Source organism: Streptomyces sp. NBC_00663, from assembly GCF_036226885.1.
Taxonomy (GTDB): domain Bacteria; phylum Actinomycetota; class Actinomycetes; order Streptomycetales; family Streptomycetaceae; genus Streptomyces.
The window spans coordinates 5,610,884-5,630,263 of sequence record NZ_CP109027.1 but is presented as its reverse complement, the minus strand read 5'-3'; the positions used below and the strand labels follow the sequence as shown (position 1 = coordinate 5,630,263).

Here is a 19,380-nt window from a genome sequence, read left to right as displayed (position 1 = left end):
GGTCACGAGTCCCGATGCCGCTGGGACTGGGCGAGTTCGTGGTCGAGCTGCTCGAAGGACTCCTTGACCTTGAGCAGCGCCTTGGACGCCTTCTCGGAGAATTTCGTCAGCTGCTTGATGCCGTACGACCACTCGTCGCCGAAGTGGTCCATGCGGCGGGCCAGTTCGGGCACGCCCATGGAGTCGCCGGTGACGTCCCGCATCTCGCGGCCCGGCTTCTTCATCAGCTCGGCGATGTGGTCGAGGTTGTGCCTGACCCGGTTCAGTACCGCGTAGTCGACCGACAGGTCGCTCATCGTGCCCCCGTTTGCGTCCGCATCCACTCGAACACGGTGACGCTACTCGCGGCGGCGTCAGGGATCCGTCGGGAATTCGCCAAGATCGCGCCAACGCGGGCAAAGCATGGGTCAGCCCCGCGCTCCACCAGGGGCGCGGGGCTGATCCGGGACCTCAGACGAGCCTGCGCGCTCCCGGCGCCGGTACCGCCTCGAAGACGCGCGGCGCGGTGAACCCGGCCGCGGCGAAGGCCTCTTCGACCGCCTTGGTGATGCTGTCGACGTCGGCGACGTCCGCCAGCACGATCGCCGAGCCGCCGAAGCCGCCGCCGGTCATGCGCGATCCCAGGGCGCCCGCGCTCATCGCCGTGTCGACGACGAGGTCCAGCTCCGGGCAGGAGATGCGGAAGTCGTCGCGCAGGGAGGCGTGACCGGCCACCAGCACCGGGCCGATCGCGCGGGTGTCGCCCGACTCCAGCAGGGCGACGGCCTTCTCCACCCGCTCGTCCTCGGTGACGACGTGCCGGACCAGCCGGACCGCCTCCTCGTCGTCGCCGAGCCGTGCGAGGGCCGCGTCGAGGTCGCCGTAGGCGATGTCCCTGAGCGCGTCGACGCCGAGCAGGGCGGCGCCCCGCTCGCAGCCGGCCCGGCGTTTGCCGTACTCGCCCTCGCTGTGGGAGTGCTTGACCTGGGTGTCGACGACCAGCAGACGCATGCCCTCGGAGGCCAGGTCGAAGGGGATCTGCTTCTGGGAGAGGTCGCGGGTGTCGAGGAAGAGCGCGTGGCCCTCCTCGCAGCACGCCGACGCCGTCTGGTCCATGATGCCGGTCGGAGCGCCGACGTAGACGTTCTCCGCGCGCTGGCACAGCCGGGCCAACTGCCAGCGCTGCAAGCCCAGTTCGTACAGGTCGTTGAGCGCCAGGGCGACCACGACCTCCAGCGCCGCCGAGGACGACAGGCCCGCGCCCGAGGGGACGGTGGAGGTGAGGTGGATGTCCGCGCCGGTCACGGCGTGGCCGGCCTCGCGCAGGGCCCAGACCACGCCCGCCGGGTACGCCGTCCAGCCGCGGTCGGTCTCCGGGACGAGGTCGTCCAGGCGCAGCTCCGCGACGCCGTCCTCGATGTCCGCCGAGTGCAGGCGCAGGACGCCGTCGTCGCGGCGGGAGACCGCGGCGACGGCGGTGTGCGGCAGCGCGAAGGGCATCACGAAGCCGTCGTTGTAGTCGGTGTGCTCACCGATGAGGTTGACGCGCCCCGGCGCCGACCAGACGCCTTCGGGCTCGGTGCCGTAGAGCGCCACGAAACCGTCGCGCACCTGCTCTGCGCCCACTACTGCTCCCTTGAGATGTTCTGCGCGAACTCCCACGCGTCCGCGACGATGCCCGCGAGGTCCGCGCGGGACGGGTTCCAGCCCAGCTTCTCGCGGGCGGTGGCGGCCGAGGCCACCAGGGTCGCCGGGTCGCCGCCGCGGCGGGGGGCCACGACCTCGGGGATCGGGTGGCCGGTGACCTGGCGGACGGTCTCGATGACCTGCCGGACGGAGAAGCCCTCGCCGTTGCCGAGGTTGCAGATCAGGTGCTCGCCGGGGGTGGCGGCCTGGACGGCGAGGAGGTGGGCCTCGGCGAGGTCGGCGACGTGGATGTAGTCGCGGACGCAGGTGCCGTCCGGCGTCGGGTAGTCCTCGCCGAAGACGGAGATGGCGTCCCGCTTGCCCTGGGCGACCTGGAGGACCAGCGGGATGAGGTGCGACTCGGGGTCGTGCCGCTCGCCGTACGCGCCGTACGCGCCCGCGACGTTGAAGTAGCGCAGGGAGACGGCGGCCAGGCCGTGGGCGCCCGCCTCGCTGGTGATCATGAAGTCGACGGCGAGCTTGGAGGCGCCGTAGGGGTTGGTCGGCTTGGTGGGCGCGGTCTCGACGATCGGGACCTGCTCGGGCTCGCCGTAGGTGGCGGCCGTGGAGGAGAAGACGAGCTTGCGCACGCCTGCCTCGCGCATCGCGCCGAGCAGCGCCATGGTGCCGCCGACGTTGTTGTCCCAGTACTTCTCGGGCTTGACGACGGACTCGCCGACCTGGGAGGACGCGGCGAAGTGCAGCACGCCGTCGAAGGAGGCGTCGAGCCACTTGGCGGCGTCGCGGATGTCGCCCTCGATAAAGCCGGCGCCGGCCGGGACGCCCTCGCGGAAGCCGGTGGAGAGGTTGTCGAGGACGACGACCTCGTGGCCCGCCTCCAGCAGGTGCTGGGCGACCACGCTGCCGACGTAACCCGCGCCACCCGTCACCAGGTACTTACCGCTCATGAACTCGCTACCTCTCGCAGTCGCTCGGCCGCGGCCTCCGGCCGGATGTCGTTGATGAACACGTTCATGCCGGACTCGGAACCCGCGAGAAACTTCAGCTTGCCGGGCGTGCGGCGGATGGTGAAAAGCTCGAGGTGGAGCGCGAAATCGTCACGGCTGACGCCCTCGAACTCCTCCAGCGCGCCGAACGGGGCCTGGTGCCAGGCCGCGATGTACGGCGTGAGGGGCTCACCTTCGCCGAAGATCCGGTCGAAGCGCCTCAAGAGTTCCAGATAAACCTGGGGGAATTCTGAGCGCGCGTCCTCGTCCAGGCCCAGCAGGTCCGGCACCCGGCGCCTCGGGTACAGGTGGACCTCGTAGGGCCAGTGCGCGGCGTACGGCACGAACGCGACCCAGTGTTCACTCTCCAGGACGACCCGCTCACCGGCGAGTTCGGTCTCCAGCACGCTGTCGAAGAGGTTCTCGCCGCCGGTGGCCTCCTTGTGCTGAGCCACCTGGCGCAGCATCAGGGCGGTGCGAGGCGTGGTGAACGGGTACGCGTAGATCTGCCCGTGCGGATGTCCGAGGGTCACCCCGATCTCGGCGCCGCGGTTCTCGAAGCAGAACACCTGTTCCACGGAGGGCAGATGCGACAGCTCCGACGTCCGGTCCGTCCACGCCTCCAGGACCAGGCGTGCCTGCTCCTCGGTGAGGTCGGCGAAGGACGCGTTGTGGTCGGAGGTGAAGCAGACGACCTCGCAGCGGCCCGAGTCGCCGGCCAGGGAGGGGAAACGATTCTCGAAGACGACGGCGTCGTACGACGAGTCCGGGATCTCGCTCAGCCGGTCGCCCTCGGAGGGGCACAGCGGGCACTCGTTCGCCGGCGGGTGGTAGGTGCGGCCCTGCCGGTGCGAGGCGATGGCCACCGAGTCGCCGAGGAGCGGGTCGCGGCGGACCTCGGAGGTGGTGACGGTCCGCTCCAGCGGACGGCGGTCGACCGCGTCCCGCACGGTGTCGTCACGCAGGTCGTAGTAGATGAGCTCGCGACCGTCGGCCAGCCGGGTCGAGGTCTTCTTCACCGCCGGACTCCTTCACTCAAACAGAACTAAACACAAGTAACCATAACTCGACAGCAGCGTCAACATCAGAATCAAACAAAGAACGCCAGCCGAAGGGTTCAATTGCCCCATGCAAACCCCCACAGAGGTCACAAATCTGGCGGCCGAGCTGCGACTCCCCACGAACTGGCTCGACTACACGATCCTGGCGATCTACTTCGTCGTGGTCCTCGGCATCGGCTTCGCCGCCCGCAGATCGGTGAAGACCAGCCTCGACTTCTTCCTCTCCGGACGTTCACTGCCCGCCTGGATCACCGGCCTCGCCTTCATCTCGGCCAACCTCGCCGCCACCGAGATCCTGGGCATGGCCGCCAACAGCGCCCAGTACGGCGCGTACACCGTGCACTGGTACTGGATCGGCGCCATCCCGGCCATGGTCTTCCTGGGCCTGGTGATGATGCCCTTCTACTACGGCAGCAAGGTCCGCTCGGTCCCCGAGATGCTGCTGCTGCGCTTCGACAAATGGGCGCACCTGCTCAGCTCGGCCCTGTTCGCCTTCGCCGCGATCCTGATCGCCGGGGTGAACCTGTACGCCCTCGCGATCGTCGTCGAGGCGCTGCTGGGCTGGCCGCAGTGGGTGGCGATCGTGGTCGCGGGCGCGTTCGTGCTGGCGTACATCACCCTCGGCGGACTGTCGTCGGCGATCTACAACGAGGTGCTTCAGTTCTTCGTGATCCTCGCGGCCCTCATCCCCATCGTGGTCCTTGGCCTGAAGAAGGTCGGCGGCTGGGACGGCCTGACGGACAAGCTGACGGCGGAGCACGGCGCGAACTTCACGACGGCCTGGGGCGGTACCGGCATCGGCTCGGACAACCCGCTGGGCGCGAACTGGCTGACGATCGTGCTCGGCCTCGGTTTCGTCCTCTCCTTCGGCTACTGGACGACGAACTTCGCCGAGGTCCAGCGCGCCCTGTCGGCGAAGAACCTGAGCGCCGCCCAGCGCACGCCGCTGATCGCGGCGTTCCCGAAGATCTTCATCGTCTTCCTGGTGATGATCCCGGGCCTGACCGCCGCCGCTCTGATCCCCGGCTTCGGCACCCCCGACTCGGGCTACCAGTACAACGACGCCATCCCCTATCTCATGGAACAGCTGCTGCCGAACGGCGTGCTGGGCATCGCGGTGACGGGTCTGCTGGCCGCGTTCATGGCGGGCATGGCGGCGAACGTGTCGTCCTTCAACACGGTGTTCACCAACGACATCTGGGGTCGGTACGTGGAGCGCGGCCGTGAGGACGAGTACTACGTGCGCTTCGGCCGGCTGATCACGGTGATCGGTGTGGCGGCCTCGGTGGGCACGGCGTTCCTCGCCTCCTCCTTCTCCAACATCATGAGCTACCTCCAGACGCTGTTCTCCTTCTTCAACGTGCCGATGTTCGTGGTCTTCATCGTCGGCATGTTCTGGAAGCGGGCGTCGGTGAAGTCCGGCTTCTGGGGCCTGCTCGCCGGCACGGTCGCGGCGATGGTGAACTACTTCTGGATCTACAAGCAGGGCATCATCGACATCCCCTCCGACCAGGGCGCCAACTTCGTCTCCGCGATCGTCGGCTTCGTCGCGGGCGCGGTCGTGATGTTCGCGGTGTCGATGTTCACCGCGCCCAAGCCCGCCGAGGAGCTCCAGGGCCTGGTCTACGGCACCCGCTCCCCCGGTATGACCGAGGCCCCCGCCGAGGGCGACGACGCCTGGTACCGCAGGCCGGCCCTGCTGGGCTGGGGCGCGATCGTGCTGGCCGCCGCCTGCTACATCCCGTTCTCGTTCTGATCGCGGGAGGATTGAGAGACCATGTCTGACCACCACGGATATTCCGAGAAGGACGTCCAGCGGGAAGTCGCCGAGCTCCAGGCCAAGTCGGCCACCGCCGCCCGCATCTTCGACCTGCGCCGCATCATCGGCGGTCTGTTCGTCCTGTACGGGGTCATCGTCACCATCGCCGGCATCAACCCGTCCGACGCCACCCTCGACAAGGCGGAGGGCGTCAACATCAACCTGTGGACCGGGCTCGGGATGCTGCTCCTCGGCATCTTCTTCCTGGTGTGGCTGAAGCTGCGCCCGACCCCGCCGCCGGTGCCTCCGGTGACGGCGGAGGAGAAGCCGACCGAGTAGGACGGCGACGCGACGGGGCCGGGGTCTGCGGGACTCCGGCCCCGTCGCGTGGTGCTAGACGTAGCGGAAGGTGTCCCCGGCGCCGGACCTCCTGCGTCCGAACGCCTTCAGCGACTTGCTCCGCTCGTCGCGCCGGTCGAAGGTTCGCAGCGTGTCCAGCCCGGCAGGCGGCAGGACACCCTTCAGCCCGTCGAGGACCTTCCCGAGCGAAGTACCGATCAGAGACGCGCTGTCATGGACGGTGGACAGGACGAACAAGCTGTTGCGGTAGTCGTCAAGGCGCCCGTGTGCCAGCGCCGCAGCGACCACCCCGCGCCGAAGATCGTCCACGGACCCGGTGCGCACCGCGATCGACGCCATCCGCTGGGCGTACGCGTTCAGGACACCGGCGACCCGGCCGTCCACGCCCTCGAGCAGGCCCTCTTTGCCCTCGGCCGAGCCTGCCCAGTACGCGACGACGACGGCTTTCACCTCGGCATCCAGCGGATGCGGGAGCCTCACCTTCAAGTAGCCGTTGAAGCGCCGATCCCGCAGCCTGGAGACGCTGACGGTCATTCCGGCCCCGCCCCCGGTTCCGGCAGCCCGTGCGGCACCGGTCCCGCACGTTCCAGCAGCCCCGTGCGCGCCGCCAATGCCGCCGCCTCCAGCCGCGAGCCCACCCCCAGCTTCATCAGCACCCGCTGCACATGGGTACGGGCCGTGGACGGGGCGATGCCCATGCCGGCCGCGATCAGGCGGGTGTCCTCGCCGTCGGCGACGCGGACCAGGACCTCGACCTCCCTCGGCGTCAGCATCTGGAGCAGGCGCTGGCCCTCGTCGTCGGGCTGGGCGGCGGGGTTGAGCAGTTCACTGAAGGCGCCCTGAAGCAGCTGAGGTGCCACCGCCGCCTCGCCCGCCCGCGCCTTCATGATCGCCCGCTCGACACCCTCGATGCGCTCGTCGTGCCGTACATAGCCCGAGGCGCCCGCGGCGAAGGCCGCGGCTATCCCGCGCGGGTTCGGCACCGGGCCGAGGACCAGCACCGCCACCTGCGGACGGTCCCGCTTGATCTTGACCACCGGGTCGAAGATGCCCGGCTCGGCCGGGGTCGCCGTGCCCAGCAGGCACACCTCCGGCGCCCGGGTGATCACCAGCTCCGCCGCCCCCGCGGCCGGTGCCGCCGCGGCGAGGACCCGATGGCCCCGCAGTTTCAACGCCGAGGCCAACGCCTCGGCCAGCAGTCGGTGGTCGTCGACCACCATGAGCCGCACTCCCATCGAGCAACCCCCCAGTCCCCCCTCCGCACGGACAGGAGCCCCCTCCCGGCTCCCCCGCCCTTCATGCCCCCGGAAGCTACACGCTTGTTCGACGTTGCGCTCCCCCTACTGGTGAGAAGTGCCCCGGATCGACGGAATTTCCGTCATTCGAGATTGATGGGTGGTACGCGCACTGCCCCGCTCCTGAGCAGGGACGGGGCAGTGCGTGGAGGCGGTTACGCGATCACTTCGCGCCGAAAGCGATCGCCAGATACTCCTTCTCGCCCGAACTGCTGCCGAAATCGCTCGCGTAGACCTCCGACATGAACAGCCGGCCGTCGTGGTAGATCAGCTCGGAGGAGTCGGGGAGCATGCTCGTCTCCACGTCGCGCACCGCCTCCGTCGCCGGGTTCTCCAGGAGCTTGGTCTCCTTGAAGGTGCCGCCGTCGATGCTGACGATCTGGCCGCCCTTGTCGTACGGGGGACGCTTGTACGCGATCAGGTTGCCGCCGTCCATGCGCAGCGGGCTGATCGTGTAGCCGTCGCCGGCGTCCGCGCGCTGGCCGGTCTGCTTCCCCGTGGCCAGGTCGAAGGCGATGATCTCGTTGGTCCGGCTGTAGTCGCTGCCGGTCCCCTGGTGCTCCTCCGTCGGCACGTACACCCGGTCGTTGCCGACGGCGATCTGGAAGCAGTACTCGGGCCGGTAGATGCCGTCGCAACGGGCCGCGTACTCGTCGCCCGGGAGGGCGATACGGGTGCGCAGCTTGCCGGTCCTGTTGTCGATGGAGAAGACGTCGGAGATGCCGCTGGCACCCGCGTCCTCCCCGACCTCGGCGGCGACGACCAGCGGGTCGGTGGAGACGATGCTCGCGTACTCGATGCCCTGCGACATCTTGTACTCGGAGATCACCTTGCCGGACGCCGGGTCGATGGTCTGGATGTGCAGCTGGCGCGCGTCGTAGTCACCGCACTTGCGGACCGCGACCAGCTTCGCGCCGCCGCCGTAACCCGCGTCGTAGCAGCTGTCGGTCGGCTTCGGGCTCCACAGGGACTTGCCGGTGGTGATGTCCCAGGCGGCGCCGCCGCTGGTGGAGCCGGTGGCGACGGTGTTCGCGCTGACGGTGACGTTGTCCCAGGGGATCAGCCGGTCACCGGCCTTGGCGGTCTTCGTCCACAGCTTCGTGCCCGCGTCCAGGTCGATCGCCGCGACCTGGCTGCATCCGGCCGTCGGTTCCTCCTTGGTCGGCATCGCGGGCTCGTAGGCGATGGCCGTCAGATGCTTGTCGGTCATCTGACGGCTGGCCTGGCACACCGGGCCGGGCAACTTGATCGTCCACTTCTCGGTGCCCTTGTCGGGGTCGTAGCCGACGATCTCGGCGATGCCGCTCTTGGCGTACACGGTGTCGGTCAGCCAGGAGCCGTTGACGGTGTAGGTGGTGTCGACCTTGACCTCGGGCTGCGGGACCTGGAAGAGGACGGAGGCGGCGGTGTTCGCCGGGACCTTCTCGTCACCCTTGCTGCTGGTGCCGCCGGTGCCGCCCTTCTCGTCGCCGCCGCCGGTGGCGCCGCCGCTGCCCGCGGTGTCCTTCTTGCCGTCGTCACCGGAGGAGCCCGCGTACCAGAGGCCGCCGCCGACGATCAGCGCGATCGCGACGACCGCCGCGATGATGATCGTCAGCTGCGAGTTGAGCTTCCGTCCGCCGGCCGGCTGCGCGGCCTGCGGCTGCATCGGCACGGTGGGCTGCTGGTAGCCGTAACCGGGCTGCTGGCCATAGGGGTTCGGCTGCGGCTGGCCGTAGCCGCCGGGCTGCTGCCCGTAGGTGTCGGGCTGCGGCTGTCCGTACGGGTTCGGCGCCGGGGTGGGCGGCTGGCCGTACGGCTGTTGCGGCTGGGGCTGTTGCGGGTAGCCGTAGCCCGGACCGGCCGGGGGCGTCGGCGGGCCCTGCGGGAGCGGGGGCGGCGGCGTCTGCGGAGCCTGCGGGTATCCGTAGCCGGGCTGTGGCTGCGGGGGCTGGTCCTGGGGCGGGCCGAAGCCTCCCCCGGGCGGGGGCTGGTTCGGCGGGGGCGGCGGCTGGGTCATGACGGAGCACCTCGGGAAGCGGGGACGGAAGCGGACGAAGGGCGGGAGGGCTGCCTGCCGTGGCGGGCAGGGCGCGCTACTTGCCGTAGGCGAGCATCAACTTCTCCTGCGCGTCGTCGTCGCCGTTCAGCCGGGTGGTCGAGAGATAGAAGCGTCCGCCGACCCAGTCGACGGCCTTGGAGTAGAAGCCGTCCTCGACGTCGGCGGCGGACGCCGGGTTCTGGAGCAGCTTCGCCGGCTTGTGTTCCGAGCCGGTCGTCGCGATGGACACCACCTGGCCGCCCGCGTCGTACGACGGTGCGACGTACGCGATGAGCTTGCCGTTCTCGATCTTCAGCGGCAGCATCGACTCGTCCGCCGGGGACTTCACGCGCCACTTCTCCTTGCCGGTGGAGAGGTTGATCGCCACGATCTCGTTCGCGCCCGTCGTCGCCTTGGTCGGCAGGTAGAGCGTGTCGGCGTCGGCGGCCGTGCCGGTGCAGCCCGTCAGGTCACGGGCGAAGATCGCCCAGTCGCAGGCGGGATCGAAGTCCTCGTCGAAGCCGACCTGGGAGCGGAACTTGCCGCCCGAGGTGAACGTGGAGATGTTCCAGGCGTTCTTGTCCTCGTTGGTGCTGTAGATGACGAGCGGGTCGATGGAGTAGGCGCGCGCGACCCGCCAGCCCTTGTCGAACTTCTGGGTCCACTTGACCTTGCCGGTCGTCGGGTCCAGCTCCTGCACCTCGTCGTGCTCGTTCGCCCCGGAGGCGTCGCAGGAGGAGACGGCGATCAGCTTGGAGCCGCCGGCGAACGCGCTCGGGAAGCAGGCGTCGCCGTACTTCTTCTTGTCGAACAGCTTCTTGCCGGTCGTGACGTCGAGGGCGGTGCCGGACATCGAGCGGCCCACCATCAGCGTCCTGCCGGTGATGGTCAGCTCGATCTGGAGCGTGGAGTCGAACAGTTCGCCGTCGGCGACCTCCCCGGTCCAGCCCTTGGCGCCGGTGTCGAGGTCGACCTCCTGGAGCTTGTTGCACTCCGCGCGGTCGCTGCTGCCGCTCATGTAGGCGACGACGATCTTGTTGGCGGCGGTCTTCTGCGGGGTGACCGAGCAGATCTTCTGGTCGAAGGTGATCGGGTCCCAGGCGGGGGTGCCGTCACTGACCTGGTAGCCGAAGAGCTGCTTGTACGCCGCCTTCACCGCGGTCTTGTCGGTGATCCACATGCCGGGGGCGTCGGCCCCCGAACCGGGAGCGTCCGGCGCGGTCTTGTACCAGAGCACCTTCGACTCGCCCGCCTGGCGGCCCTCGTTGAGGTCCTCCTGGTCCTTGCCGCCGCCACCGTCGCCGTCACCGGGGTTGACCGGGTCGTCGGACGCGGAGGGCTTGGCGCTGCCGCTCTCCTCGGCCACCGGCTTCTTCGGGTCGTCGTCCCCGCCGCTGACCGCCCACACCGTGCCGCCGACGACGAGGAGTCCGGCGACCGCCGCCGCGATGACGAGGGCCGGCTTGCCCTTGAAGGGGTTGCGCGAGCCGGGCGGGGGCGGGGTGCCGGGGCCACCGGGGTACTGCGGCTGGGGCGGGTAGCCGTAACCGGGCTGGCCGTACGGACCCGGCTGCTGCGGCTGGTTGTAGGGGCCGGGCTGGGCGTAAGGGCCGGGCTGCTGCGGCTGAGCGTAGGGACCGGGCTGCTGCGGCGGCTGGCCGTACGGGCCGGGCTGGTCGACCTTCTGGGGATAGCCGTAACCGGGCTGCGGCGGCCCCTGCGGAGGCGGCGGCGTCTGCGGCGGTCCCGCGGGAGGCGGCGGCGCGCCGAAACCGCCCTGCGGCGGCGGGTCCTGCGGTGCTCCAAAACCGGGCGGCTGGGTCATCAGCGCGTTCCCCCTCATTCACTGATTTTTAGCCACGCCCTGAGGTACGTAACGGACTCAGAGTCGTACTCAGAAAGTTCTCAGACGGCTCTTTCTATCACTCGGGACCGACAGCGAGACGGGCCGATCATCCCCTGTACCCAAGGGAGGACCGGCCCGTGATGCCTCTGTTATGCGCCTTCACGTACCCTTCACGCGTCCTCGGCGAGTTCCAGCCAGCGCAGCTCCAGTTCGTCCCGCTCGCCGGCCAAGTCGCGCAGCTCGGCGTCGAGTTCGGCCACCTTCGCGAAGTCTGTCGCGTTCTCGGCGATTCGGGCGTGCAGCTTGGTCTCCTTCTCGGAGAGCTTGTCGAGCTGCCGCTCGATCTTCTGGAGTTCCTTCTTGGCGGCCCGCTGGTCGGCGGCGCTCTTCTCGGGGACGGCCTTCTGCACGACCGGCGCCGAGGCCGCCGCGGCCTGCTCCATCTTGTGGCGGCGCTCGATGTACTCGTCGATACCGCGCGGCAGCATCCGCAGGGTGGCGTCGCCGAGGAGCGCGAAGACACGGTCGGTCGTGCGCTCGACGAAGAACCGGTCGTGGGAGATGACGATCATCGAGCCGGGCCAGCCGTCGAGGAGGTCCTCCAGCTGGGTCAGGGTCTCGATGTCGAGGTCGTTGGTCGGCTCGTCGAGGAAGAGGACGTTGGGCTCGTCCATCAGCAGACGCAGCAGCTGGAGGCGGCGGCGCTCACCACCCGACAGGTCCCCGACCGGCGTCCACTGCTTCTCCTTGGAGAAGCCGAACGTCTCGCACAGCTGCCCGGCGGTCATCTCGCGGCCCTTGCCGAGGTCGACGCGGTCGCGCACCTGCTGGACGGCCTCCAGGACCCGCAGGCCGGGGTTGAGCTCGGCGACCTCCTGGGAGAGGTAGGCCAGCTTGACCGTCTTGCCGACGACGACCCGGCCGCCGGCCGGCTGGGTCTCGCCCTCGGTGCGGGCGGCCTGGGCCATGGCCCGCAGCAGCGAGGTCTTGCCGGCGCCGTTGACCCCGACGAGGCCGACGCGGTCACCCGGGCCGAGCTGCCAGGTGATGTGCTTGAGCAGCACCTTGGGGCCGGCCTGGACGGTCACGTCCTCCAGGTCGAAGACCGTCTTGCCGAGCCGCGAGGAGGCGAACTTCATCAGCTCGCTGGTGTCGCGCGGCGGCGGCACGTCCTTGATCAGCTCGTTGGCGGCCTCGACCCGGAAGCGCGGCTTCGACGTACGGGCGGGGGCGCCGCGGCGCAGCCAGGCCAGCTCCTTGCGGACCAGGTTCTGCCGCTTGGTCTCCTCCGTCGCCGCGATGCGCTCGCGCTCGGCGCGCGCGAAGACGTAGTCGGAGTAGCCGCCCTCGTACTCGTAGACGTCGCCCTTCTGCACGTCCCACATGCGGGTGCAGACCTGGTCGAGGAACCAGCGGTCGTGGGTGACGCAGACGAGCGCGGAGCGGCGCTCGCGCAGATGCTGGGCGAGCCAGGAGATGCCCTCGACGTCGAGGTGGTTGGTCGGCTCGTCGAGGACGATCAGGTCCTGTTCCTCGATGAGCAGCTTGGCGAGCGCGATCCGGCGCCGCTCACCGCCGGAGAGCGGGCCGATGACGGTGTCGAGTCCCTGCGGGAAGCCGGGCAGGTCGAGCCCGCCGAACAGGCCCGTGAGCACGTCCCGGATCTTGGCGTTGCCGGCCCACTCGTGGTCGGCCATGTCACGGATGACCTCGTGCCGGACGGTCGCCGTCGAGTCGAGGGAGTCGTGCTGGGTGAGGACGCCGCTGCGCAGTCCGCCGGAGTGGGTGACCCGGCCGGTGTCGGCCTCCTCCAGCTTGGCCAGCATGCGGATCAGGGTGGTCTTGCCGTCGCCGTTGCGGCCCACGACACCGATCCGATCGCCCTCGGAGACGCCGAGCGAGACACCGTCCAGCAGCGCACGGGTGCCGTACACCTTGCTGACGTTCTCGACATTGACCAGGTTGACGGCCATTTCTCTCCTGACGAGGGGGATCGATCAGCCTCCCAGCCTAGTGCGCGCTGTTCGGTGACCGATCCCTCCGCAGGTAAGCCCAGGTCAGCGTCCTGCGGCTGCCCTGACCTCGTCAAGGAGGTCGTACATCGTCTGTCCGGGGCAGTCGGTCTGGAGCCAGTCGCGGTGGCCGCTGACGGTGGTCGCGTCCTTGGTGACGCCGTTGACCGGGTTGGTGTACGTGATCTTCGCCTGCGGGTCGAGGCCCTTGAAGCGGGCGATGACCTTGATCAGCCGGGTCAGCGAGGCCTTCGCCGCGTCCGTCGGGCCCTGCTCGGTGAGGGTGCCGAGCAGCGCGATGCCGAGGTTGCCGGAGTTGTAACCGGCGGTGTGGAAGGCGGTGACGACATTGCCGTCCGGGTCGAAGGCGGGGACGCCGTCGTCGCCGGAGTAGCGGCCCTCGTAGACGACACCGGCCTCGTCGATCAGGAAGTGGTAGCCGATGTCGCCCCAGTCGAGGGTGACCGCGTGGTACTCGTAGATCGCCCGGACGGTCGCCGCGGGGTCGGCGTCGCCGTTCGGGGTGTCCGTGTGGTGGACGGTGATCGCCTGCAACGCGTAGTACTTCTCGGGCGAGTTGACCACGCCGTCCTTGTACCGCTTCGACTCGTCCGCACCCCACGCCGGACGCGACAGATACCGCACGCCGCGCACGCGCGTGGGTTCGGACGGCACCTTCACGGTGCGCTTCGGGCCGCCGGTGGTGTCGATGGCGAGCGAGCGCACGTCGGTGGTGCCGTCCGCGGCCTTGAGGTCGTACGACGTGACGGGCGCCGTCGAGACCAGGGCGGTCCCGCCGTCCTCGACGGTCGCGCAACCGCCGTTCAGCGTCTGCCAGTCGCCGTCGGGGAGGCGGAGGGAGGCGGCGGGGCCGTTCCAGCGGACGCCGACATAGGAGGCGGCGAAGGCGGTGGTGGCCGTACCGGCGCCGGTGCTCGCGTCGGAGCGGGTGGCCGGGAACTTCTCGGGGGTCGTACCGGCGTCGGTGGTAGCGGAGTCGGAGTCGCTGTCGGCCGCCGCGAAGACCACCGGGGTCAGGGCGGCCCCGGTGGCGACGGCTCCGGCGGCCCCGATCACGCCACGGCGTGACAGGGACCGCTTCCTGCGGTGGGTGGGGGGTTGGGACACGGAGGTGCCTTCCAGGACGGTCACTTGAGGGAAGCTTGAAGCGTCAAGTGACCCTAGAGGCCCGGGGTGTCCACCGCGTACTCCCGGTGCGGTGGATCGTGTGGAGATCGGGCAAAGACCGCGTCAGGCGCCCGCCCCACCGAACCCCTGCTGCGGGAAGCCCTGCCGCTGGATCAGCGCCGCCGCCGGGGCGAGCCCGCGTCCGCCGACAGCGCGTTCGCCGACCGGCATGTCGTCGCGCGTGAGCGCCTCGGGGATGAACACCGCGGCCGTGACACCGCCGTTCGGCGAGGGACGCAGCTCCACCCGCAGCCCCTGCCGCTCGCGCAGCCGGTTGACCACGAACAGGCCGATCTGCTTGGCGTCGAGGAGGTCGACCTTCTCGGACTGGATCTTGCGGTTGGCGTCGGTGAAGGCCTGCTCGTTCATGCCGAAGCCGCTGTCCTCGACCTCGATGAGCACGCCGTCGCGCATCCGGGCGGCGCGCAGCTGCACCTTGGTGCTGGGCGGTGAGAACGCGGTGGCGTTCTCGACGAGTTCGGCGAGGAGGTGGATGACGTCGGCGACCGAGCCGCCGACCACGGACACCTTCGGCACGGCCCAGATCTGCACGCGGGGCGCGTTCTCGATCTCGGCGACGGCCGCGCGCAGCACGTCCGCCAGCGGGATCGGGTCCCGCCAGCCACGGCCGGGGGCGATGCCGGACAGGATCAGCAGGGACTCGGAGTGGCGGCGCATCCGGGTCGCCAGGTAGTCGACGCGGTACAGGTCCTGGAGCTCCTGGGGGTCCTGCCGGCGGCGCTGCATGCCGTCGAGCAGGTCCAGTTGGCGGTGGAGCAGGACCTGGCTGCGGCGGGCGAGGCTGACGTACACGCCGGAGATGCCGCTGAGGAGTTCGGCGCGCTCGGAGGCCGCCTTGAGCGCGGCCCGCTGCACGGCGGTCAACGCGGTGCCCACCTGGGCGAGTTCGTCACCGACGAGGCGGCGCATGGGGGCCTCGGCGTCGATGTCGACGCCCTGACCGGCGTGCAGCTTCCGCATGGCCTGCGGCAGTCGGCGGCCGGCCACCTCCAGGGCGTCGTTGCGCAGGTCGAGCAGTTCGACGATGAGCCCGCGCCCGACGAGCACGGAGACGAGCAGCGACAGCAGCACACCGACCAGACCGAGCACCACGGCGACACCGGAGGCGCCGAGGGTGTCCCAGCCGAACGGGTCGGCCTGGGCGGTGGCGCCCGTACCGGCACCGGTCTCGGCGGCCGTCAGCTCCTTCAGCGTCCCGGTGACGTCCGCGTCCCAGCCGCTGAGCAGCCCCGCCGCCACGGCCGAGGCCCCCGGCCCGGCGCTCTGCACCCGGTTCTCCACGGCCTGGAGCCCGGCGTACGCGTCGCCGTCCAGGATCTCCTCGTACGCCGCCTGGTGCTCGGGCTTGAGGTCGGCGACCGCCGGCCGCAGCAGCTGGCGCTGGGTGGCGACCGCGCCGACGAACTCGGTGTACTGCTGCCGGGTCAGCGTCCCGGCCGCCTCCGCCGCCCCGAGCAGCGCCTGTTCCCGGGCCAGCGCCTCGCGCGCGCGGGCGAGTTCGAGCACCACGCGCGCGTCGGACGCGGCGTCGGTGCTCTGGTCCCCGGTGAGGCCGCCCGCGACGGAGAAGGCGTCCTCGACGATCGCGGAGTACAGCGTGTACGCCTTCGTGGACCTGGCCCCCTTGGCGGACACCTCGGTACGCACCCGCGCGATCCCCCCGGCCTCGCCCTTCAGCGTCTCGATCCGCTGCGGCAGGCTCGCGTCGAGCAGCGCGGCGTCGGAGCTGGAGGCGTTGATGCCGTCGAGGAGCGCGGCGGCGGCCTTGTCGGTGGCCTTGCGCACACCGGCGGGCAGGGCCCCGCGCCCCATGACCGCGACCCGCTCGGCCTGCAAGGCGGTGACGAACTCACTGACAGGCGTGAGCAGTTCGACGTTGACGTCCTTGGCCCGCTCGGTGTCCCCGATGCTGGAAGCCGTCGTCACGGCGGCGAAGCCCCACAGCGCCATGAGCGACACGATGGGCAGCATGAGCAGGGAGACGATCTTGGCGCGGACGGATCTGGGCCGGAGCCGGCCGGTGGTACTACGGAGAACGCGCATGGGGGGTGCCTCGGTTTGATGGTTCGGGTGCGTACAGCGCCCCGTCAGGGGCGCGGGGAACTGCGCGACCAGCCACAACGGACCCGCGCACGCCACACCTCATGGCACGGCAGATCCGTTGGCGCTCTCAAGCAGTCGCGAGCTCGACCTCACGAAGAATCTCCGCGGCAATAGCCGACTCATGCCGCTTCCCGGTCGGCGACAACGCGACGTACGCGGCGGCGAGGAACAGGAACGACCCCAGCACCACGGCCAACGGGAAGATGAACGCGGTCGGCGTAGCCCCGCCCAACTCCGCACTGCTGGGCGCGAGCTGAATGCTCACGGCATACATCGCGGTGTAGTGCATGCTGCTCACCGCGAGCCCCATGACCAGCGCGGCGAGAGCCGCGAGCACACCCCCGCGCACGATCAGCGTGAGCGTCAGCGCCGCCGTCGCCGCGACGACCGCGATCGCGACCGAGGCGATGACGAGCGCGGGGTCGTAGTCGACCGCGCCGTGCAGATTGAGCGCGGCCATGCCGGTGTAGTGCATCGCGGCCACCCCGACCCCCGTGCCGAGGCCGCCGAACGCGACCGAGGTGACCCGGGACCTGCCGTACCCGGCGGTGAAGACGCCGGCCGCGACCACGCCGATGGACATCAGCAGGCTGAGGACGGTGAGCGGGATGTCGTAGCGGATCGGCGTGCCCTCGACGCTGAAGCCGAGCATGGCGACGAAGTGCATGGTCCAGATGCCGGAGCCGATGGCGACGGAGGCGAGCGTCAGCCAGTTCCGTTTCGAGGCGCCGTCCGCTTCGAGCGCCCTGACGGTGCAGCGCAGCCCGAGCGCCGATCCGACGCACGCCATCACATAGGAGAGAACGGGAGTGACCCAGCCTGCGCTGAAGTGATCCATGTGGCCCATGGGGAATTTCCTCTCGCCACGAAATACCACCGGTAACAGGGGACCGGGGATGGCCGATCATGCCAGCCGTCTCTTGGACACAGAGGGGGGCGAAAAGGGCCATGGGCCGCAATGGTGAACATTAAATTACTGTGGCGTGGGTTACATCTGACCTGCATGTTTATGCAGTCAACCCCGGCCTGGTGAGGGGTTTGTGGATCTTCCGGGGATGGTCGGGAGAACGTCAGTTTCCGGCCATCACGGTGGCGCCCCGCACCGGCCCCGACGCGACGCGTACGGAACGGCACGTACCGGACGCGCCCAGCGCCTCGGCCACCTTCGCCGCGGACTCCGGATCACGCGCGAGGAACGCCGTCGTCGGCCCCGACCCCGACACCAGCGCCGCAAGCGCACCGGCGCCGCTGCCGGTCGCGAGGGTGTCGGCGAGCTCCGGGAAGAGGGAGAGGGCGGCGGGCTGGAGGTCGTTGGAGACGGCGGCGGCGAGCGCCTCGGGGTCGCCCTCGGCGAGCGCGTCGAGCAGCGCCCGGGAGGCGACGGGCTCGGGCACCTCCACGCTCCGCGTCAGCCGGTCGAACTCCCCGAACACGGCCGGGGTGGACAGCCCGCGCTCCGCCATCGCGAAGACCCAGTGGAAGGTCCCGCCGACATCGAGGACCGTGAGCTTCTCCCCCCGCCCGATGCCGAGCGCCGCCCCGCCGACCAGGCTGAACGGCACGTCGCTGCCCAACTCGGCACAGATGTCCAGGAGTTCCTCACGGGAGGCGTTCGTGCCCCACAGCGCGTCACAGGCGAGCAGCGCGCCCGCGCCGTCGGCGCTCCCGCCCGCCATGCCGCCGGCGACGGGGATGTCCTTGGCGATGTGGATGTGGACGGCGGGCTCGATGCCCCGGCGTTCGGCGAGGATCAGCGCGGCCCGCGCCGCGAGGTTCGTCCGGTCGAGGGGGACGAGGGCGGCGTCCGGGCCCTCGCAGGTGACGCTCAGCTCGTCGGCGGGCGTCACCGTCACCTCGTCGTGCAGCCCGACGGCGAGGAAGACGTTGGCGAGGTCGTGGAACCCGTCGGCGCGGGCGGCACCCACGGCGAGCTGGACATTGACCTTGGCGGGAACGCGGACGGTGACACTCACTGCTGCTCCTGCTCCTGCTCCTGCTGCTCCACCTTGTTCTCCGCGATCCGCGCGAACTCCTCCACCGTGAGCGACTCCCCGCGTGCCTGCGGCGAGACCCCGGCGGCGACGAGGGCGGCCTCGGCGGCGGCCGCGGAGCCGGCCCAGCCGGCGAGCGCGGCCCGCAGGGTCTTGCGGCGCTGCGCGAACGCGGCGTCCACGACGGCGAAGACCTCACGCTTGGAGGCGCTGGTCTTGATCGGCTCGGCCCGCCGCACCAGCGACACGAGCCCGCTGTCGACATTGGGCGCCGGCCAGAAGACGTTGCGCCCGATGGAGCCGGCGCGCTTGACCTCGGCGTACCAGTTGGCCTTGACGGACGGCACCCCGTACACCCGGGAGCCGGGCCCGGCGGCGAGCCGGTCGGCGACCTCCGCCTGCACCATCACGAGGGTGCGCTCGATGCTCGGGAAGGTGTCGAGCATGTGCAGCAGCACGGGCACGGCGACGTTGTACGGCAGGTTCGCGACCAGCGCGGTCGGGGGCGGCCCCGGCAGCTCGGCGACCTGCATGGCGTCGGAGTGCACCAGCGCGAACCGCTCGGCCCGCGTCGGCATGCGCGCGGCGATGGTGGCGGGCAGGGCCGAGGCGAGTACGTCGTCGATCTCGACCGCCGTGACGCGCTCGGCGGCCTCCAGCAGCGCGAGCGTGAGCGACCCGAGTCCCGGCCCGACCTCCACGACCACGTCGTCCGGCCGTACGCCGGCGGTACGCACGATCCGGCGGACCGTGTTCGCGTCGATGACGAAGTTCTGTCCGCGCTGCTTGGTCGGCCGTACACCGAGAACATCCGCGAGCTCACGGATGTCGGCGGGACCGAGGAGGGCGTCGGGGGTGGGGCTGCTGGTCACGGGACAAGGGTACGGGGGCCGCTCCGCTCGGCTGTCCGCCGCCATGGCTACGGACAGCCGTGCCGCAGGACCGCCCCCCAGCCGCGGCACCCGCCCCAGCCACTCCGCTCCCTCCACCCACCGCAACCGCAGGCAGTCGTGCCACAGGACCGGCACCCGCCCCAGCCACTCCGCCTCCTCCACCCACCGCAACTGCGGACAGCCATGCCGCAGGACCGGCACCCGCCCCAGCCACTCCGC

The 19,380-nt window shown here is 70.3% G+C and carries 16 protein-coding genes; 2 read left to right on the top strand and 14 right to left on the bottom strand.

Annotation, left to right across the window (positions count from 1 at the left end):
• Nucleotides 1–2: 2 nt before the first annotated feature.
• The 4 genes from OG866_RS25660 to galT form a co-directional block, all read right to left on the bottom strand.
• Complete coding sequence (locus tag OG866_RS25660; RefSeq protein ID WP_329338172.1) at nucleotides 3–296, bottom strand: hypothetical protein; 294 nt, start codon at nucleotides 294–296, stop codon at nucleotides 3–5.
• Between the two features lie 154 nt (nucleotides 297–450).
• Entirely contained in the window at nucleotides 451–1,605 is a 1,155-nt protein-coding gene (galK, locus tag OG866_RS25655; RefSeq protein WP_329338171.1) for a galactokinase, read from the bottom strand.
• Nucleotides 1,605–2,573 carry a UDP-glucose 4-epimerase GalE gene (gene galE / locus OG866_RS25650; RefSeq protein ID WP_329338169.1) on the bottom strand — a complete coding sequence of 323 codons (969 nt, stop codon included), beginning with the start codon at nucleotides 2,571–2,573 and terminating at the stop codon, nucleotides 1,605–1,607. The genes galK and galE overlap by 1 nt, the downstream gene beginning before the upstream one ends.
• Nucleotides 2,570–3,631, bottom strand: coding sequence for a galactose-1-phosphate uridylyltransferase (gene galT, locus OG866_RS25645; protein ID WP_329338167.1), 1,062 nt, complete (start codon nucleotides 3,629–3,631; stop codon nucleotides 2,570–2,572). The genes galE and galT overlap by 4 nt, the downstream gene beginning before the upstream one ends.
• 109 nt (nucleotides 3,632–3,740) lie before the next feature.
• On the opposite strand from galT, the gene OG866_RS25640 reads away from it, so the two are divergent.
• Together OG866_RS25640 and OG866_RS25635 are read left to right on the top strand one after the other, a co-directional pair.
• Nucleotides 3,741–5,429, top strand: coding sequence for a sodium:solute symporter family protein (locus tag OG866_RS25640; protein WP_329338165.1), 1,689 nt, complete (start codon nucleotides 3,741–3,743; stop codon nucleotides 5,427–5,429).
• Nucleotides 5,430–5,450: 21 nt separating this feature from the next.
• The gene (locus tag OG866_RS25635) at nucleotides 5,451–5,771 is read left to right on the top strand and encodes a hypothetical protein (RefSeq protein ID WP_329338162.1); all 321 of its coding nucleotides are present in this window, start codon (nucleotides 5,451–5,453) and stop codon (nucleotides 5,769–5,771) included.
• A gap of 54 nt (nucleotides 5,772–5,825) precedes the next feature.
• Here the strand turns inward: OG866_RS25635 and OG866_RS25630 are convergent, their stop codons facing one another.
• The 10 genes from OG866_RS25630 to rsmA form a co-directional block, all read right to left on the bottom strand.
• On the bottom strand, nucleotides 5,826–6,326 hold the full coding sequence (locus tag OG866_RS25630; RefSeq protein ID WP_329338161.1) for a hypothetical protein: 501 nt from the start codon (nucleotides 6,324–6,326) through the stop codon (nucleotides 5,826–5,828).
• Nucleotides 6,323–7,027: a helix-turn-helix transcriptional regulator gene (locus OG866_RS25625; RefSeq protein WP_329338160.1), complete on the bottom strand. Its 705-nt coding sequence runs from the start codon at nucleotides 7,025–7,027 to the stop codon at nucleotides 6,323–6,325. The genes OG866_RS25630 and OG866_RS25625 overlap by 4 nt, the downstream gene beginning before the upstream one ends.
• A gap of 223 nt (nucleotides 7,028–7,250) precedes the next feature.
• On the bottom strand, nucleotides 7,251–9,086 hold the full coding sequence (locus tag OG866_RS25620) for an outer membrane protein assembly factor BamB family protein (protein WP_329338158.1): 1,836 nt from the start codon (nucleotides 9,084–9,086) through the stop codon (nucleotides 7,251–7,253).
• Between the two features lie 76 nt (nucleotides 9,087–9,162).
• Nucleotides 9,163–10,932, bottom strand: a complete 1,770-nt coding sequence (locus OG866_RS25615; RefSeq protein ID WP_329338157.1) for an outer membrane protein assembly factor BamB family protein — start codon at nucleotides 10,930–10,932, stop codon at nucleotides 9,163–9,165.
• Nucleotides 10,933–11,123: 191 nt separating this feature from the next.
• Entirely contained in the window at nucleotides 11,124–12,926 is a 1,803-nt protein-coding gene (locus tag OG866_RS25610) for an ABC-F family ATP-binding cassette domain-containing protein (protein ID WP_329338156.1), read from the bottom strand.
• 84 nt (nucleotides 12,927–13,010) lie between these two features.
• A complete protein-coding gene (locus tag OG866_RS25605; protein ID WP_329338155.1) occupies nucleotides 13,011–14,117 on the bottom strand; it encodes a peptidoglycan recognition protein family protein in 1,107 nt (368 codons plus the stop codon).
• 99 nt (nucleotides 14,118–14,216) lie between these two features.
• Entirely contained in the window at nucleotides 14,217–16,217 is a 2,001-nt protein-coding gene (locus OG866_RS25600) for a sensor histidine kinase (protein ID WP_329338153.1), read from the bottom strand.
• A gap of 127 nt (nucleotides 16,218–16,344) precedes the next feature.
• Entirely contained in the window at nucleotides 16,345–17,124 is a 780-nt protein-coding gene (locus tag OG866_RS25595; RefSeq protein ID WP_329338151.1) for an MHYT domain-containing protein, read from the bottom strand.
• Nucleotides 17,125–17,347: 223 nt separating this feature from the next.
• A complete protein-coding gene (locus OG866_RS25590) occupies nucleotides 17,348–18,250 on the bottom strand; it encodes a 4-(cytidine 5'-diphospho)-2-C-methyl-D-erythritol kinase (protein WP_329338149.1) in 903 nt (300 codons plus the stop codon).
• A complete protein-coding gene (gene rsmA, locus OG866_RS25585) occupies nucleotides 18,247–19,185 on the bottom strand; it encodes a 16S rRNA (adenine(1518)-N(6)/adenine(1519)-N(6))-dimethyltransferase RsmA (RefSeq protein ID WP_329344294.1) in 939 nt (312 codons plus the stop codon). The genes OG866_RS25590 and rsmA overlap by 4 nt, the downstream gene beginning before the upstream one ends.
• Nucleotides 19,186–19,380 lie beyond the last annotated feature (195 nt).

What these genes read in the sequence shown, in the direction of transcription:
- OG866_RS25660 (WP_329338172.1), bottom strand. Translation starts at nt 296, where the DNA reads ATGAGCGACCTGTCGGTCGACTACGCGGTACTGAACCGGGTCAGGCAC.
- OG866_RS25615 (WP_329338157.1), bottom strand. Translation starts at nt 10,932, where the DNA reads ATGACCCAGCCGCCCGGTTTTGGAGCACCGCAGGACCCGCCGCCGCAG.
- OG866_RS25635 (WP_329338162.1), top strand. Translation starts at nt 5,451, where the DNA reads ATGTCTGACCACCACGGATATTCCGAGAAGGACGTCCAGCGGGAAGTC.
- OG866_RS25610 (WP_329338156.1), bottom strand. Translation starts at nt 12,926, where the DNA reads ATGGCCGTCAACCTGGTCAATGTCGAGAACGTCAGCAAGGTGTACGGC.
- OG866_RS25595 (WP_329338151.1), bottom strand. Translation starts at nt 17,124, where the DNA reads ATGGGCCACATGGATCACTTCAGCGCAGGCTGGGTCACTCCCGTTCTC.
- OG866_RS25600 (WP_329338153.1), bottom strand. Translation starts at nt 16,217, where the DNA reads ATGCGCGTTCTCCGTAGTACCACCGGCCGGCTCCGGCCCAGATCCGTC.
- OG866_RS25620 (WP_329338158.1), bottom strand. Translation starts at nt 9,086, where the DNA reads ATGACCCAGCCGCCGCCCCCGCCGAACCAGCCCCCGCCCGGGGGAGGC.
- OG866_RS25625 (WP_329338160.1), bottom strand. Translation starts at nt 7,027, where the DNA reads ATGGGAGTGCGGCTCATGGTGGTCGACGACCACCGACTGCTGGCCGAG.
- OG866_RS25630 (WP_329338161.1), bottom strand. Translation starts at nt 6,326, where the DNA reads ATGACCGTCAGCGTCTCCAGGCTGCGGGATCGGCGCTTCAACGGCTAC.
- rsmA (WP_329344294.1), bottom strand. Translation starts at nt 19,185, where the DNA reads ATGGCGGCGGACAGCCGAGCGGAGCGGCCCCCGTACCCTTGTCCCGTG.
- galE (WP_329338169.1), bottom strand. Translation starts at nt 2,573, where the DNA reads ATGAGCGGTAAGTACCTGGTGACGGGTGGCGCGGGTTACGTCGGCAGC.
- OG866_RS25640 (WP_329338165.1), top strand. Translation starts at nt 3,741, where the DNA reads ATGCAAACCCCCACAGAGGTCACAAATCTGGCGGCCGAGCTGCGACTC.